This window comes from Arthrobacter sp. CAN_C5 (genome assembly GCF_017875735.1).
In the GTDB taxonomy this organism is placed as follows: Bacteria; Actinomycetota; Actinomycetes; order Actinomycetales; family Micrococcaceae; genus Arthrobacter_D.
In genome coordinates this window covers 1,996,626-2,011,487 of record NZ_JAGGMZ010000001.1, presented here as the reverse complement: position 1 = coordinate 2,011,487, position 14,862 = coordinate 1,996,626, and the positions used below count along the sequence as shown (strand labels likewise).

The following is a 14,862-nucleotide window of genomic DNA, read 5'->3' as shown; positions in this document are numbered from 1 at the left end:
TTGGATTGTCGACGGTTACTGCTGGTCGCCGGTTTCGGATGAGGTGGGGCCGGACCAGGCCGGCGTGCCGTTCGGTGCCCGGTGGTTGCCTGCCGCGGCGATGGAGTCGCGGGCGGCCTGGGTCACGGCTTCGGCGGTGATGCCGAACTCGTTGAACAGGCGCTTGTAGTCGGCTGACGCACCGAAGTGCTCCAGCGAGACCGATCGGCCGGCGTCGCCAATGAGTTCGCGCCAGCCCAGGGCTACGCCGGCTTCAACGGAGACCCGTGCCAGGACGTTGCCGGGCAGTACCGACTCGCGGTACGCCTCGTCCTGCCGGTTGAACCATTCGAGGCTCGGCATCGAGACGACGCGTGCGGCGATCCCTTCGGCCTGAAGCGTCGCGCGCGCCTCGACAGCCAGCTGGACCTCCGACCCGGTGCCGATGAGGATGACGTCGGGGGTTCCCTGCGCTGCTTCGGCAAGGATGTACGCTCCGCGGGCAGCGCCTTCGGCCGAGCCGAACGTATCGCCGTTGGCGGCACCCTCACCACGCTCGTACGTCGGGATGTTCTGCCGGGTGAGCACAATGCCGGCCGGGTTTTCGGTGTTCTCCAGGATGGTGCGCCACGCGACGGCAACCTCGTTCGCGTCGCCCGGGCGGACGACGTCGAGACCGGGGATTGCGCGGAGCGCCGCGAGCTGTTCCACGGGCTGGTGGGTGGGACCGTCCTCGCCGAGGCCGATCGAGTCGTGGGTCCACACGTAAATGGACGGCACTCCCATCAACGCGCCCAACCGGACGGCTGGCCGCTGGTAGTCGCTGAAGATGAGGAAGGTACCGGAGAAGGCCCGGGTGCTGCTGTGCATGACGATGCCGTTGACGATCGCCGCTGCCGCATGCTCCCGGATGCCGAAGTGCAGCACCCTGCCGTACGGGTTGCCCTGCCAGGCGTCGGTCTGCTTGCCCACGGGGACGAACGACGGCGATCCTTCGATCGTGGTGTTGTTCGATTCCGCGAGGTCAGCGGAGCCGCCCCACAGCTCGGGGAGCACCGGGCCGATCGCCGAGAGCACCTTGCCCGACGCCGCACGCGTGGACATGTCCTTGCCGGCCTCGAAGGTGGGGAGTGCGTCATCCCAGTTATCAGGAAGCGTGCGGGAAGAAATCCGGTCCAGGAGCTTCGCGTTGTCCGGGTTGGCCTGCTGCCAGGTGGCGAACGACTGCTCCCACTCAGTCCGCAGGGCCCTCCCGCGCTCACCCACCTGCCGTGCATGGTCCAGGACCTCGGGGGCCACGTCGAAGTGCTTGGCCGGATCGAGGCCGAGCGTCTCCTTCAAAGCCGCAACCTCGTCGGCGCCGAGGGCGGAGCCGTGGATTTTTCCGGTGTTCTGCTTGGTGGGGGCGGGCCAGCCGATGATGGTGCGCAGGGAGACGATCGACGGCTTCGACGTCTCGGCCCGGGCAGCCGTCAGGGCACGGTGGAGCTCTTCGATGTCTTCGACGTATTCGCCGGTCTTGGTCCAGTCGACGCGCTGGACATGCCAGCCGTACGCCTCGTACCGGCCCAGAACGTTCTCGGTGAACGCGATGTCGGTGTCATCCTCGATCGAGATGTGGTTCTCGTCATAGAGCACCACCAGGTTGCCGAGTTCCTGGTGCCCGGCCAGCGAGGAGGCCTCGGCCGTGACACCCTCCTGCAGGTCGCCGTCGGAAGCGATGACCCAGATGGTGTGGTCGAACGGGCTCTCGCCGATTGCGGCGTCGGGGTCCATCATGCCGCGCATGCGGCGCTGGGCGTAGGCGAAACCGACAGCGGAAGCCAGGCCCTGGCCGAGCGGCCCGGTGGTGATCTCAACGCCGGCCGTGTGCCGGTACTCCGGGTGTCCGGGGGTCTTGGAGCCCCACGTTCGCAGGGACTGCAGGTCCTCGAGCTCCAGGCCGTAGCCGGAGAGGAAGAGCTGGATGTAAAGGGTGAGCGAGGTGTGACCGGGGGAGAGGACGAAACGATCCCTGCCGGTCCACTCAGGCTGGGAGGGGTCGTGCCTGATCAGTTTCTGGAAGAGGAGGTAGGCCGCGGGCGCCAGGCTCATCGCCGTGCCCGGGTGGCCGTTACCCACCTTCTCCACAGCGTCGGCTGCCAGCACGCGCACGGCATCCACCGCGCGGTTGTCCAGGTCAGTCCAGGTCAGTTCTTGCGTATCAAGCTGCGGCACGAAAACCTCAGCCCCTCTCTGTGCTCCACGGCCAGCGCCGCGGCGCCTCAGTAAGACTGGCGATCGCCGTCCCCTAGCACCTGGCCAGCTGGCCGTTCACCGTTGAAAATCTGCATTGTCGTCTAGATCTGCATTGTCGCTACCCACGCTCCGCTCACACCGGCAGATGGCACCGACGGAAACGGCCTGGGCGTTACCGTCAACCCTATCGCTTTGGGCAGTTAATCAAATTCATTGTGCACATCGTGACGCGGAGAGTCTCGCCCCAGCAACGGGGGCCCATACTTCTACACGCTGTAAAATCTGGGATGGACGGGACGGTATGATGAGAGAGGACTTTCCCCCCAGCAGAAACGGCAGTGTTACCTCGTGAAGACCGAGCAGGATCCGGGCCTTGCCAGTACAACGGGCAGCAGTACGGGTTTCAAACGCAAGGCGAAGGCCTACCTCGCGCTGACCAAACCGCGGGTCATTGAGCTGCTTCTGGTGACCACGCTACCTACCATGATCTTTGCCCAGGGCGGTCTGCCCGGTGTTTGGCTGATCATCTCCACCATGGTGGGCGGGGCCCTGGCGGCAGGTAGTGCAGGCTCGTTCAACTGCTATATCGACCGGGACATTGACAAGGTCATGCACCGTACGGAGAAGCGCCCGCTGGTCACCGGTGAGGTGACACCGCGGGAAGCACTGATCTTCTCCTGGGTCCTCGGCATCGCAGCCATCACCGTGCTGTGGTTCGGTGCGAACCCGCTGGCCGCCGCGCTCGGCGTGGCCGCGATCTTCTTCTACGTGGTGGTGTACTCGCTGATACTCAAGCGCCGCACCCCGCAGAACATCGTGTGGGGCGGCGCCGCTGGCTGCATGCCGGTCCTGATCGCCTGGGCCGCGGTGACCAACACCGTCGAGTGGCCCGCCGTCGTCCTCTTCCTCATCATCTTCCTGTGGACGCCGCCGCACTACTGGCCGCTCTCCATGAAGTACAGCGACGACTACAACGCAGCGAAGGTACCCATGCTGGGCGCCATCGCGGGAGCCCGCGTGGTCTCCGTCCAGGTGGTTCTCTACGCCTACGCCACCGTCGCCTGCTCCCTGCTGCTGATCCCCGTGGGCGGTGCCGGCTGGGTGTTCACCGGGGCCGCCGTTGCCGCTGGCATCTGGTTCCTGTCGGAAACGCACAAGCTGCACACCTCGGCCGTCCGCGGGACCGTGACCGACAAGGGCTCGATGAAGGTCTTCCACGGCTCCATCAGCTATCTCACCGTTGTGTTCCTGGCACTGGCCATCGACCCCTTCATCGGCGGCCCGGTCTTCTAACCCTGTGCGCCCCGCCGGGGGCAAGACAGCTAGCATGAGCACATGGTGTTCAACGGTCTTATCGCGTATCCGGTCACTCCCTTCCTCGAGAACGGTGACATCAATTTCCCCGAGCTGTCCTCGCTGGTGGCGTCGCTGGCGTCCTCAGGGGTTGATGCGATAGCGGTGCTCGGTTCATCGGGCAGTTTTGCCTACCTGAGCGCCGAGGAGCGCTCCCGGGTGGCCGCGACCGCCGTGGACGCCGTCAGCGCGTCGGGCGCCGACGTCCCGGTGGTGGTCGGCATCAGCTCGGTGGGCACCCGGGAGGTGCTGGACGCCGCCCGCGACGCGGAGCGCGTCGGTGCGTCGGGCGTGGTGCTGTCACCGGTCTCGTACGTGCCCCTGAACAACGACGAGGTGGCCGCGCAGACCGCTGCCGTCTGCGACGTGACGAACCTGCCTATTTGCCTCTACAACAATCCGGGCACCACGCAGTTCCACTACGATCTGGAACTGGTTGCCGAACTCCTGGACCTGCCCAACGTGGTCGCCTTCAAGGACACTGCCGCCGACGTCGTAACCTTCAGGCAGCGTTACGACCGGTTGCGGTCCCTGACCAACCAGCCGGTGAGCCACGGACTCAGCGGCGACCTCCTGATTGCCTCAGGCGATGTCGCCGCCGACGCCTGGCACACAGGCCCGGCTGCGCTGCTTCCCGTCGCCTACACCGAGTTCCGGGCGGCGGTCCTCAGCGATGATGCGGCACGCATCGCTGAGTCGCGGAAACTCTTGCTCCCCGTGGTCCAGGCGGTCCTGCGGCTACGGAAACTGAGCGGGCTCCACTCGCTGGCGAAGGCCTGCGGCGTGAACGCCGGCGAACCCCGGCTACCCGTCCTGCCGGTCCCGGGCAGCGAGCAGCGCGACCTTGCCCGCCTGGTCGACGCGCTGGAGGTTACCGGGCGTCTCTGAGATCCGCCGGTGCCACCCCGGCGCCCGCTGAACCGGCGCCTGCGGAATTGGTCGTCAGCGTGGCGCGCTCCTTGCGGCTGACCGCCAGATACAGGCTGTTCGCCATTGCTGCTGTCAACACTGAGGCCCCCAGCATGTGCAGGGCCACCAGGGCGACCGGCAGGTGGAGGAAATGCTGCAGGTAGCCGACGGCGCCCTGCGCCAGCACCACGGCGGCGAGGAGTTCCACCGACTTCCTCAGCCGTGGTGCCGAAGATTCGCGGTAGACGAGAACCAGCGCGACGGCGACCGTCAGGACCAGCAGGTAGACGGGCGCCGCATGGATGCGGGTCATCAGGTCCGGGTCGAGGTTGTTCCGGGCGGCGCCGGCGTCGCCCGCGTGGGGTCCGGAACCGGTGACGATGACGCCGAGGAAGACCGTAATCGCGGTGAGGGCCGCCGCGGCGGTCAGGATCTGCCGCAGCAGCCGCGAGCCGAGGGGCGAGGCTGAGCTCGCCGCCTGTGCGGTGCTGAGCCGGACCCGGTTGAGAAGCACAGTCGCCAGCACAATCAGGACCATCGAGACGATGAAGTGCCAGCCCACCACCCAGGGGTTGAGCTGGGTCAGGACGGTGATACCGCCGAGGATGGCCTGGGCGGGGATGCCGGCGGCCAGGGCGATCGCGAGCCGGAACAGATCTTTGCGCTCCTTGCGGAGGTTCCAGAGCGACACCACCATGGCGATGGCGATCGCCGTCAGGACGAAGGTGAGCAGCCGGTTCCCGAACTCGATGACCCCGTGGATGCCCATCTCCGGGGTGTTGACGATCGAGGTGGCGGTGCACCGGGGCCATTCGGGGCAACCCAGCCCCGACGCGGTGAGCCGGACGGCGCCCCCGGTGACCACGATCATGATCTGGGAGATCAGCGAAGCAAGGGCCAGTCGACGGACGAGCCGGGAGGTGGTGCGGGGGAGCTTCGCCGTGACGCGGCTCCAGCCGGTGGGTGCAGGGTGTGTCATGAAACTAACTCCATTTGAACCAGCGGATGGCGGCGAGGCTGGACAGGACTGCCCAGGCCACGAGGATGAGCAGGGCGGGGAGGTTGAACGCCCCGTCGATGAGCGCTGAGCGCAGTCCATCGCCGAGCGCGGCGGACGGCAGGATGTCGACAAACGGACGGATGGCGTCGGGCAGCAGGGTTCCCGGCAGCACGATGCCGCCGCCGACCGCCAGCAGGATCCACAGCAGGTTGGTCACAGCGAGGGTAGCCTCCGGGCGGAGGGTTCCGGCCACCAGGAGGCCGAGGCCGGTGAACGCGGCAGCGCCCAGGATCAATTGCACCAGCCCGATCAGCAGGCCCGCAGGATCGGGCCGCCATCCCAGGAGCGCCGCGGCCGTGCAGATCACCACCAGTTGCACCGCCAGCACCACGACGACGCCGAGCGCCTTGCCCAGGATCAGCCCGGGTTTGCCCAGGGGAGTGGTCGAGAGAAACCGCAGTACCCCGTACCGGCGGTCAAACCCGGTAGCGATCCCCTGTCCGGTGAACGCGGTGGACATGGCGCAGAGGGCGATGATGCCGGGGGTTGCGGCGTCGATCCGGCTCGATGCCATTCCGTCGAGGAACGGGGTGAGGACCAGTACCACCAGCCCCAGCAGTGGGAGGGCGATGGCGAGGACCAGCTGCTCACCGTTGCGGAGCATGGCCAGCGCCTCGTAGCGGCCCTGAAGGAGGATCCGTTTGGTCAGGGGAGCGGCCGTACTCATCGGATTTCCCGTCCGGAGATGTCAAGGAACACGTCTTCCAGGGAGCGTGGCTCCATGGTGATGGCGACCGGCAGAATTCCGGCGTCTTCCCACCACCGCGCCAGCGCCGTCAGGTCGGCAGGGGTGAAGCAGCCGGCCACCGAATACCGTCCCGGCTCGGTTTCCCGCAGGGTGAGTGCTGGAAACGCTGCTGCCGGGAGGTCCAGGCTGGGGACGGCCTGGAATCGCAGGTCACGGTAGGTGTCCCCAGCGTCGTCGGCGGTCAGGTCGGCCACCGTGCCGTGGGTCACCGTCCGGCCGCCGTCGAGAATATAGACGTAGTCGGCGAGCTTCTGGGCGTCGTCGAGCAGGTGGGTGGTGAGGATGATGGCCAACCCCTCGGCGCGGAGTTCGCGGATCAGGTCGAAGACGATGGTGCGTGACTGCGGATCCAGGCCAGCGCTCGGCTCATCAAGGAACAGCACTTCGGGGTTGCCGATCAGCGCGCAGGCCAAGGCGAGCCGCTGCTTCTGACCGCCGGATAGCCGCCGGATGCCGGTGCCGGCGTAGGAATTGATGCCCAGCCGGCCGGCCAGTTCAGCGACGGGCCTCGGCGAGCCATACATGGCCGCCACGTGGTTCAACAGGGCCAACGGTCGGGCCGACGGCGGAAGCCCGCCCTCCTGCAGCATGACCCCCACCCTGCTGCGCAGTGCCGCCCCGGCGTTGAATGGGTCTTCCCCCAGCAACCTGACGGTCCCACCGTTAGGGCGTTGCAGACCCTGCGCGCATTCAAGGGTGGTGGTCTTGCCGGCACCGTTGGCGCCCAGGAGGGCCGTCACCTGCCCGGGGTAGGCTCGAAGGTGGACGCCGTCGAGCACCCTGACCATTTTGCCGTCGAGCGCCGATACGGGTCCAAAGTCCTTGACGAGCGCTGTGACTTCAAGCGCGGGAGACGGGTTTGGCACTCAATTATTCTACGGCATGTAGTACAGGTGCCCATCCTGCGAGCGGCGCGCTGGGTAGCCTCACCTTACTGGCAGTAGGGAACAGATTAGGACATGATTGTGTTGTCTATTCAATGGACACAGAAATTTCTGTGGCTCCCGACGAGGCCGGATTCCAGAGGAGGCGAAATGAGCCAGATACAGCCAGCCAATACCTATCCGGCTCCAGCACGCCCAGCCGGTTCCCGGTCCGTGATGCCCCGCCCCTCCGACGCAGAAGACCGGACCCGCAGCAAGGTCCTGGCAGCGGTCCTGGAGCACGGACCCGTCAGCGCCGCCGAACTCGGCGAACGCCTCGGCTTCACCCCCGCAGCGGTCCGACGCCATCTTGACGCCCTGTCCCGCAAGCAGCTCATCGAAGTGAAACTCGTCGGTAATCCGTCCTCCGGCGCCGGCCGTCCCGCCCGGCGCTACGTCCTGAGCCAGCGTGGGCAGACCGAGCTCGGCACCGACTACCTTTCCATCGCCAAGGCCGCACTCACACAGTTGCAGGACGTGGCCGGCCCGGACGCCGTCGAGCAGTTCGCCCGCACCCGGTTCGCCGAAATGGAGTCCCGGTACCGTCCCCTGGTGGAAGCCGCAGGCCCGGACCTCGAAGACCGGGCGCGTGCCCTGGCCAGCGCCCTGACCACCGACGGTTTTGTCGGGTCGACCACGGTCGTGGGCCGGAACGCCCCCAACGCTGCCATGCTGGCCGTCCAGCTCTGCCAGGGGCACTGCCCCGTCCAGGAGCTGGCCGCCGAATTCCCGTCGTTCTGCGATCAGGAGACCGAAGTGTTCTCCCGGCTGCTCGGCGTCGATGTACGGCGGCTGTCGACGCTCGCCCGCGGCGGCCACGTCTGCACCACCCATATTCCCGTGGGCCGGGTTACACCTGCCCCCGCCGGAGCTGACACCTCCGAGCTAGAACCGACCGTATCCACCCATCAGCAAGAAAGGCCGTGATGACGGATCAAGTAGACCAGAAGACAATGGCAGAGGCAGCCGTTCCGGAAGCAGTAATCAGCGACATCCTGGAGCGCAACCCCGAGCTCGAAGGCATCGGTAACTATGCCTTCGGTTGGTCCGACAAGAACGACGTCGGTGCCAACGCCAAGCGTGGACTCAGCGAAGAGGTGGTCCGCGACATTTCGGCCAAGAAGGACGAGCCAGAATGGATGCTCGACCTGCGGCTGAAGGGCCTGAAGTACTTCGACCGGAAGCCCATGCCCGCATGGGGTGCCGACCTGTCGGGCATCGACTTCGACAACATCAAGTACTTCGTGCGTTCCACGGAGAAGCAGGCTGGCAGCTGGGAGGAACTCCCGGAGGACATCAAGAACACCTACGAGAAGCTCGGGATTCCCGAGGCCGAGCGTAACCGCCTCGTTTCCGGCGTGGCAGCCCAGTACGAGTCCGAGGTGGTCTACCACCAGATCAACGAGGAACTCGAACGCCAGGGTGTCATCTTCATGGACACCGACACCGCGTTGAAGGAACACCCCGAGTTCTTTGAGGAGTACTTCGGCTCCATCATCCCGGTGGGCGACAACAAGTTCGCCTCGCTGAACACCGCGGTCTGGTCCGGCGGCTCTTTCGTCTACGTGCCACCCGGCGTACACGTCGAAATCCCGCTGCAGGCCTACTTCCGCATCAACACCGAGAACATGGGCCAGTTCGAGCGCACCCTCATCATTGCCGACGAGGGTTCCTACGTGCACTACATCGAGGGCTGCACCGCCCCGATCTACACGTCGGACTCCCTGCACTCGGCCGTCGTCGAGATCGTGGTGAAGAAGGACGCCCGCGTCCGCTACACCACCATCCAGAACTGGTCGAACAACGTGTACAACCTGGTCACCAAGCGGGCCATCGCCCACGAGGGCGCCACCATGGAGTGGGTCGACGGCAACATCGGCTCGAAGGTCACCATGAAGTACCCGGCCGTGTACCTGGTCGGCGAGCATGCCAAGGGCGAGACCCTGTCGATCGCGTTTGCCGGCGAGGGCCAGCACCAGGACACCGGGTCGAAGATGGTGCACATCGCGCCGAACACCAAGTCATCGATCATTTCGAAGTCGGTTGCCCGGGGTGGTGGGCGAGCCGCCTACCGCGGCCTGGTCCAGGTTCGCGAGGGTGCCAAGCATTCGGCGAACACCGTGCGGTGCGACGCTCTGCTGGTCGACACGATCTCGCGGTCGGACACGTACCCATACGTGGACATCCGTGAGGACGACGTCACGATGGGCCACGAGGCAACCGTCTCGCGGGTCAGCGAGGAACAGCTGTTCTACCTGATGTCCCGCGGCATGCCCGAGGATGAGGCCATGGCAATGATAGTGCGCGGATTCATCGAGCCGATCGCCCGTGAGCTCCCCATGGAGTACGCACTAGAACTGAACCGCCTGATCGAACTCCAGATGGAAGGGGCCGTGGGCTAACACATGGCTGAAGCTACCCAGCTGGACGCACCAGCGTCCGCAGAGAAAATTGCCATCGACGGTTTCACCGAGGAAGGGGAGAACCTTTCCCCCTTCAACGAAGGGACTGTGCAGCACGGCGCCAAGAAGCATAGCCACGGCGACGCCCCGGTCATCCCGGAGGCGTCCCGCGGGGAACGTCTGAAGTCCTACAAGCTGGCCGACTTTGCGCCACTGAATGGCCGGGAAGAGGACTGGCGGTTCACGCCGCTGAAGCGTCTGCGCGGCCTGCACAACCAGCCGCTGACCGGCGCGGGACCCACTGTTGACGTGACGGGTGCCACCAACGTCACCGTTGAGACGGTCGGTCGGGACGACTCGCGGATCGGCTCCGCGTCCGTTCCCGACGACCGGGTGTCGGCTGCTGCCTGGGAGGCGTTCACCGAGGCGACAGTGGTGACCATTCCGGTGGAGACCATTGCCGACGCCGACGTAAAGATCAGCATCAACGGTGTCGACGAGGCTCCGGCCGCGCAGCACCTGATCATCAACGCGGAACGCTTCTCGAAGGCAGTGGTGGTCCTGGACCATCACGGGAAAACCACCCTCGCGCAGAACGTCGAGATCGTCGTCGGAGACGGGGCCGAGCTCACGGTAGTCAGCGTGCAGGAATGGGACGACGACGCCGTTCACGCCTCCACCCAGCAGGCCAAAATCGGTCGGAACGCAAAGTTCAAGCACGTGGTGGTCAGCCTCGGCGGAGACCTGGTGCGGATGACCCCGTCGTCGCTCTTCACCGGACCCGGGTCCGAGGTGGAAATGTACGGACTGTACTTCGCCGACGCCGGCCAGCACCTGGAGCAGCGGCTCCTGGTGGACCACGCCGTACCGAACTGCAAATCCCGTGTCACGTACAAGGGCGCACTGCAGGGCCAGGACGCCCACACCGTGTGGGTCGGCGACGTGCTGATCCGCAAGGCGGCCGAGGGAACGGACACGTACGAGACGAACCGTAACCTCCTGTTGACCGACGGCACGCGCTCCGACTCGGTCCCCAACCTGGAGATCGAGACCGGGCTCATCGAGGGTGCCGGCCACGCCAGCGCCACCGGCCGGTTCGACGACGAGCACCTGTTCTACCTGATGGCACGCGGCATCGACGAGAAGACCGCCCGCCGGCTGGTGGTCCGCGGGTTCCTCAACGAGGTCATCCAGCAGATCAAGGTGCCAGAGCTCGAGGAACGGCTCACTGACGCCGTCGAGCGGGAACTCGCGGCAGGAAACATCTAATGGCCGACGCACCGAAGGGCGAGCTGGTCTGCAATGTCAACGACATTGAGGTCCGGCAGGCACTGCGCATCCTGATCGACGACTACCCGGTGGCAGTGGTGAAGGACTCCGAGGGCGCCATCCACGCCCTCGGAGACACCTGCTCCCACGCCGACATCTCCCTCTCCGAGGGCGACGTCGAGGGGTGCGTCATCGAGTGCTGGGGCCACGGGTCGCAGTTCGACCTGCGCAGCGGTGCCCCGCTGCAGCTGCCAGCCTACGAACCCGTCCCGGTGTTTGCCCTGGAAATCCACGGCGACGAGGTCTACGTGGACATCAGCACCGTCACCAACGGTGCCGCTGTCCCTGACCTCGGTTAGCCACCCACACACTTTCGACCACCACGGTCTAACCCACATTGCACTCCCTGCCACGCAGGGCGCGAAGGAGAACCACAGATGTCCACCCTTGAAATCAAGGACCTCCACGTCAGCATCGAGACGGAGCAGGGGGCCCGGAAGCAGATCCTCAAAGGCGTCAGCCTGACCATCAACACCGGCGAGTCCCACGCCATCATGGGGCCCAACGGTTCCGGCAAGTCAACCCTCGCCTCCACGATCGCCGGCCACCCCCGGTACCTCGTGGACAGCGGATCCATCACCCTCGACGGTGAGGACGTCCTCGACATGAGCGTCGACGAGCGTGCCCGCGCAGGCCTCTTCCTGGCCATGCAGTACCCCGTTGAGGTGCCCGGCGTGACCATGACCAACTTCCTGCGCACCGCGAAGACCGCCCTGGACGGCAAGGCCCCGAGCCTGCGCCACTGGACCAAGGACGTCAAGGAAGCGATGTCGCAGCTGCGCATCGACGCCGACTTCGCCCAGCGCAACGTCAACGAGGGCTTCTCCGGCGGCGAGAAAAAGCGCGTCGAGATCCTCCAGCTCGAGCTCTTCAAGCCCCGCTTCGCCATCCTCGACGAGACCGACTCCGGCCTCGACGTCGACGCGCTCAAAGTGGTTTCAGAGGGCGTCAACCGCGAGCACTCCAAGGGCGGAATGGGTACCCTGTTGATTACCCACTACACACGGATCCTGCGCTACATCAAGCCTGACTTTGTGCACGTGTTCGTCGACGGCAGGATCGCCGAGCAGGGTGGCCCCGAGCTGGCCGACCGGCTTGAGGCCGAAGGCTACGACCGCTTCGGAACCCCCGCCCCGGCTTCAGCTGCTGCCCCGGCCGGCGCCTAGGTTCGTTGGTAGTGAGCTCGGTAACGCTTCGAGAAGGTAGACAACAATGAGTGAAGTGAACGCGGGACAGACCGCGATAGACGACGTCGAGGAAGCCCTCAAGGACGTGATTGACCCCGAGCTGGGCGTCAACATCGTCGACCTGGGTCTCCTCTACGGGCTCAAGTACGCCGACGACGGCGCCCTCCTGATCGACATGACGCTCACGACGGCGGCCTGCCCGCTGACGGACGTCATCGAGGAGCAGGTGGGGCAGTCGCTCGACGGGGTCGTCGACGACTGGCGTCTGAACTGGGTGTGGATGCCGCCCTGGGGTCCCGAGAAGATCACCGAGGACGGCCGCGACCAGATGCGGGCCCTCGGGTTCAACATCTAGGTCTAGGACAGCGCAGGATTCAAGACAACGCAGGATTCAAGACAACGCAGTATTTAGGACGGCGCAGCATTCAGGACAGGGCGATCCGGTAGTCCGCAGTGTAAAACGGCAGCCGCACCAGATATTTCTGGTGCGGCTGCCGTTTTTCTGCTGTGCCGGCCGTTCTGCGGCTGCCATTTTCACTGCGGTCGCCGTTTCCTGGTGCGTTAGCCATCCTCCGGGCCGGACTCGCCAAGCCCGCGGGCAGCCAGCGCTTCACCGGTCTGGTGCGCGTAGGCGACCGCGCCGATGACCACCGGGATGACCAGGGCCCGCGGGTTCCGCTCCAGGCCGCGCGCCCTCGCCGCGTCCCGGACGTCAGCGACCGAGCCGACAAGGTAGGGAATGCTGCGGGTCATGAGGGCAAGGGTCAGCCCAAACCGCTCCGGATCTGCTCCCACCCGGCGGAACGGGACGGCAAGGGTTACCAGCCCATCCAGCAGACGCTGCCCCTCGGTGGTCAGGGTGAGCAGGCGGGCAGCCAGGAGACAGGTGGCAATGTTCCCCACGAGCAGCACCGCCGGCGCAGGGCCGTTGACGATCACCTGGTACCCGCCGAGGATGACCAGCATCGGCCAGACCGGGGCCAACGGCCGCCACAGGTGCACCGGCGCCAGCCGAGCACCCACCAGATACCCGACGACGACCAGCACCAGGGCCGCCCCGGTGACCGCGGGACGATTGGCCAGCAGTACGCCCGTCGACAGGAGCAGGACGGCGAGGCCCTTCGACCATAGAGGAGCGCGGTGCAGCCGCGAGTCACCCTCCACGTAGGTGCCCAACAGGCTTCCGTGGCCCCTCACCGGTCGTCTCCCGGCAGCGCTTCCGCGTCCAGGTGCAGGCGGCGGTAGTGGTCGATGGCGGTGCGGGGAGCGCCGTCGAACACCAGTCGTCCGTCGTCGATCACTAAAACCCGGTCGCTGTCGCCCGCGAACTCCAGGTCATGCGTCGTGAAGACCAGCTGCTGGTCCAGGCCGCTGAACAGCCGCCGGACCCGGCGCTCATTGCGCAGGTCCAGGAGGGTGGTGGGTTCGTCGGCCACAAGGATGCCGGGGTCGACGGCGAGGACGGCAGCCAGTGCCATCAGCTGCCGCTCACCACCCGAAAGGTCATAGATACTCTGCTCGGCCAGGGACGCCAGCCCCAGGCGCTCCAGGACAGCCAGGGCGGCGGTCCGTCGTTCGGTGGGGTTCCGGAGACGGGCGCGCAACGACAGCTCCACGTCTTCGAGTCCCGTGGGCATCACGAGTTGCGACAAGGGATCGGTGAAGACGAACCCGACGCGCTGGCGGACCGCCCGGCCGGCCTTGACCGTGTCGAGTCCCTCCACCGCCACCCGTCCGGCCGTAGGGGGGACCAGGCCGTTGATGAGCTTCAGCAGGGTGGATTTACCCGACCCATTGGCACCGATCACCGCGATCCGACGCTCGGTGAGACTGAGGTTAAGGGGCGCCAGGATCCGGCGCTCACCCTCCGGTCCCGTGACGCTGACCGCGGCACCCTCAAAGACAATCATGGTTTTATCCGGTGCGACCGCCCGCTCAGGAAGCAGTCCCGGCGGCGGTTACCGGGCGCCGACCGGTACCGATCAACCGGGGGAACGCACGGTGCACGCTCAGCCCGATGGCCGCGGCGACCAGGTTTTTCAGCACATCGCCGGGCAAATAGATGACGTCGGCGGCGACGGCTGCCATCAGATCCAGCTTTCCGTTGATCATCAGACCCGCAATACCGAGGGGATGGATGACCAGCAGGCTGCTGACCAGGCAGGCCGCGAAAAGAGCTGCGTACCGGAACCTTTGGACCCTGGCCAGCACCAGTCGTGCCAGGAAACCGGCGACCAGCGCGGCAAGGGGAAAGGCCAGCAGGTACCCGGCGGACGGGCCCGCGAGAACCCCGACACCCCCGCTGAAGCCGCTGAAAATGGGAAGTCCGGCCAGTCCGACGACCAGATACAGGGCCACCGCCGCGAATCCTCGGCCCGGGCCGAGGACAATTCCCGTGACCATGACGGCGAGGGTCTGGAGGGTCAGCGGCACACCGAGCGGGCCGACGGGGATAGCGGGTAGGATTGCAAGAGCGGCCACCAAGGCCGCGAAGACCGCGATCAGCGAAAGATCCGTGGCATTCCAGCGGCGCCTGGCGTGAGTGGGAGTATCCACAGCGGCGGCCGCCGGAACCTGATTCTTCAGACGCATGATGGCTCTTTCTGTTAGTTATCGACAACAGCTTGCCGTCACTTACTGAGATTAGTGCCCCCGGATCCAAATTCGCTTGTAGGTTTCCTACAAAACTAGGCATCCAGCAACCATCCGATGGTGCGGACCCGTCCATTGAAAG

16 protein-coding genes are annotated in these 14,862 nt (G+C 66.0%); 8 read left to right on the top strand and 8 right to left on the bottom strand.

From position 1 onward, the window contains the following. Nucleotides 1–15: 15 nt before the first annotated feature. The gene (gene tkt, locus H4V95_RS09485; protein ID WP_196866881.1) at nucleotides 16–2,196 is read right to left on the bottom strand and encodes a transketolase; all 2,181 of its coding nucleotides are present in this window, start codon (nucleotides 2,194–2,196) and stop codon (nucleotides 16–18) included. A gap of 369 nt (nucleotides 2,197–2,565) precedes the next feature. On the opposite strand from tkt, the gene H4V95_RS09480 reads away from it, so the two are divergent. Both H4V95_RS09480 and H4V95_RS09475 read left to right on the top strand, forming a co-directional pair. After that, the gene (locus tag H4V95_RS09480) at nucleotides 2,566–3,510 is read left to right on the top strand and encodes a heme o synthase (protein ID WP_209730061.1); all 945 of its coding nucleotides are present in this window, start codon (nucleotides 2,566–2,568) and stop codon (nucleotides 3,508–3,510) included. 42 nt (nucleotides 3,511–3,552) lie between these two features. Further along, a complete protein-coding gene (locus H4V95_RS09475) occupies nucleotides 3,553–4,458 on the top strand; it encodes a dihydrodipicolinate synthase family protein (RefSeq protein ID WP_209730059.1) in 906 nt (301 codons plus the stop codon). On the opposite strand, the gene H4V95_RS09470 is transcribed toward H4V95_RS09475, so the two are convergent. Genes H4V95_RS09470 through H4V95_RS09460 form a run of 3 tightly spaced genes read right to left on the bottom strand, consistent with a single transcriptional unit; the run spans nucleotide 4,442 to nucleotide 7,153 of the window. Beyond that, nucleotides 4,442–5,458, bottom strand: coding sequence for a heme A synthase (locus H4V95_RS09470; protein WP_245345640.1), 1,017 nt, complete (start codon nucleotides 5,456–5,458; stop codon nucleotides 4,442–4,444). The two genes, H4V95_RS09475 and H4V95_RS09470, sit on opposite strands and share 17 nt — an antisense overlap. 4 nt (nucleotides 5,459–5,462) lie before the next feature. Continuing rightward, entirely contained in the window at nucleotides 5,463–6,206 is a 744-nt protein-coding gene (locus tag H4V95_RS09465; protein WP_196866884.1) for an ABC transporter permease, read from the bottom strand. Further along, the gene (locus H4V95_RS09460) at nucleotides 6,203–7,153 is read right to left on the bottom strand and encodes an ABC transporter ATP-binding protein (RefSeq protein WP_196866885.1); all 951 of its coding nucleotides are present in this window, start codon (nucleotides 7,151–7,153) and stop codon (nucleotides 6,203–6,205) included. Before H4V95_RS09460 ends, H4V95_RS09465 begins: the two co-directional genes overlap by 4 nt. Before the next feature lie 168 nt (nucleotides 7,154–7,321). On the opposite strand from H4V95_RS09460, the gene H4V95_RS09455 reads away from it, so the two are divergent. From H4V95_RS09455 to H4V95_RS09430, 6 genes are all read left to right on the top strand, one after another. Then, on the top strand, nucleotides 7,322–8,137 hold the full coding sequence (locus tag H4V95_RS09455) for a metalloregulator ArsR/SmtB family transcription factor (RefSeq protein WP_209730056.1): 816 nt from the start codon (nucleotides 7,322–7,324) through the stop codon (nucleotides 8,135–8,137). Then, nucleotides 8,137–9,612 (top strand): Fe-S cluster assembly protein SufB, encoded by a 1,476-nt coding sequence (gene sufB / locus H4V95_RS09450; RefSeq protein ID WP_171585131.1) that lies wholly within the window; start codon nucleotides 8,137–8,139, stop codon nucleotides 9,610–9,612. Before H4V95_RS09455 ends, sufB begins: the two co-directional genes overlap by 1 nt. Nucleotides 9,613–9,615: 3 nt before the next feature. After that, nucleotides 9,616–10,881 carry a Fe-S cluster assembly protein SufD gene (gene sufD / locus H4V95_RS09445; RefSeq protein ID WP_196866887.1) on the top strand — a complete coding sequence of 422 codons (1,266 nt, stop codon included), beginning with the start codon at nucleotides 9,616–9,618 and terminating at the stop codon, nucleotides 10,879–10,881. Continuing rightward, entirely contained in the window at nucleotides 10,881–11,240 is a 360-nt protein-coding gene (locus H4V95_RS09440; RefSeq protein ID WP_196866888.1) for a non-heme iron oxygenase ferredoxin subunit, read from the top strand. Before sufD ends, H4V95_RS09440 begins: the two co-directional genes overlap by 1 nt. Before the next feature lie 78 nt (nucleotides 11,241–11,318). Then, a complete protein-coding gene (sufC, locus tag H4V95_RS09435) occupies nucleotides 11,319–12,107 on the top strand; it encodes a Fe-S cluster assembly ATPase SufC (RefSeq protein WP_196866889.1) in 789 nt (262 codons plus the stop codon). Nucleotides 12,108–12,153: 46 nt separating this feature from the next. Beyond that, complete coding sequence (locus tag H4V95_RS09430) at nucleotides 12,154–12,483, top strand: metal-sulfur cluster assembly factor (RefSeq protein ID WP_196841456.1); 330 nt, start codon at nucleotides 12,154–12,156, stop codon at nucleotides 12,481–12,483. A 70-nt stretch (nucleotides 12,484–12,553) separates the two neighbouring features. Here the strand turns inward: H4V95_RS09430 and H4V95_RS09425 are convergent, their stop codons facing one another. From H4V95_RS09425 to H4V95_RS09410, 4 genes are read right to left on the bottom strand one after another with little or no spacing between them, the layout of a single operon-like run. Continuing rightward, on the bottom strand, nucleotides 12,554–12,697 hold the full coding sequence (locus tag H4V95_RS09425) for a hypothetical protein (RefSeq protein ID WP_196866890.1): 144 nt from the start codon (nucleotides 12,695–12,697) through the stop codon (nucleotides 12,554–12,556). After that, nucleotides 12,690–13,325, bottom strand: coding sequence for an energy-coupling factor transporter transmembrane protein EcfT (locus tag H4V95_RS09420; RefSeq protein ID WP_196866891.1), 636 nt, complete (start codon nucleotides 13,323–13,325; stop codon nucleotides 12,690–12,692). Before H4V95_RS09420 ends, H4V95_RS09425 begins: the two co-directional genes overlap by 8 nt. Continuing rightward, a complete protein-coding gene (locus H4V95_RS09415) occupies nucleotides 13,322–14,038 on the bottom strand; it encodes an energy-coupling factor ABC transporter ATP-binding protein (RefSeq protein ID WP_196866892.1) in 717 nt (238 codons plus the stop codon). The genes H4V95_RS09420 and H4V95_RS09415 overlap by 4 nt, the downstream gene beginning before the upstream one ends. A gap of 25 nt (nucleotides 14,039–14,063) precedes the next feature. Next, nucleotides 14,064–14,720, bottom strand: coding sequence for a biotin transporter BioY (locus H4V95_RS09410; RefSeq protein WP_196866893.1), 657 nt, complete (start codon nucleotides 14,718–14,720; stop codon nucleotides 14,064–14,066). Nucleotides 14,721–14,862 lie beyond the last annotated feature (142 nt).

Excerpts from the sequence above, each read along its gene's own strand:
- H4V95_RS09465 (WP_196866884.1), bottom strand. The coding sequence starts at position 6,206 with ATGAGTACGGCCGCTCCCCTGACCAAACGGATCCTCCTTCAGGGCCGC.
- H4V95_RS09455 (WP_209730056.1), top strand. The coding sequence starts at position 7,322 with ATGAGCCAGATACAGCCAGCCAATACCTATCCGGCTCCAGCACGCCCA.
- H4V95_RS09415 (WP_196866892.1), bottom strand. The coding sequence starts at position 14,038 with ATGATTGTCTTTGAGGGTGCCGCGGTCAGCGTCACGGGACCGGAGGGT.
- H4V95_RS09425 (WP_196866890.1), bottom strand. The coding sequence starts at position 12,697 with ATGGCTAACGCACCAGGAAACGGCGACCGCAGTGAAAATGGCAGCCGC.
- sufC (WP_196866889.1), top strand. The coding sequence starts at position 11,319 with ATGTCCACCCTTGAAATCAAGGACCTCCACGTCAGCATCGAGACGGAG.
- H4V95_RS09410 (WP_196866893.1), bottom strand. The coding sequence starts at position 14,720 with ATGCGTCTGAAGAATCAGGTTCCGGCGGCCGCCGCTGTGGATACTCCC.
- H4V95_RS09440 (WP_196866888.1), top strand. The coding sequence starts at position 10,881 with ATGGCCGACGCACCGAAGGGCGAGCTGGTCTGCAATGTCAACGACATT.
- sufD (WP_196866887.1), top strand. The coding sequence starts at position 9,616 with ATGGCTGAAGCTACCCAGCTGGACGCACCAGCGTCCGCAGAGAAAATT.
- H4V95_RS09475 (WP_209730059.1), top strand. The coding sequence starts at position 3,553 with ATGGTGTTCAACGGTCTTATCGCGTATCCGGTCACTCCCTTCCTCGAG.
- sufB (WP_171585131.1), top strand. The coding sequence starts at position 8,137 with ATGACGGATCAAGTAGACCAGAAGACAATGGCAGAGGCAGCCGTTCCG.
- H4V95_RS09470 (WP_245345640.1), bottom strand. The coding sequence starts at position 5,458 with ATGACACACCCTGCACCCACCGGCTGGAGCCGCGTCACGGCGAAGCTC.
- H4V95_RS09430 (WP_196841456.1), top strand. The coding sequence starts at position 12,154 with ATGAGTGAAGTGAACGCGGGACAGACCGCGATAGACGACGTCGAGGAA.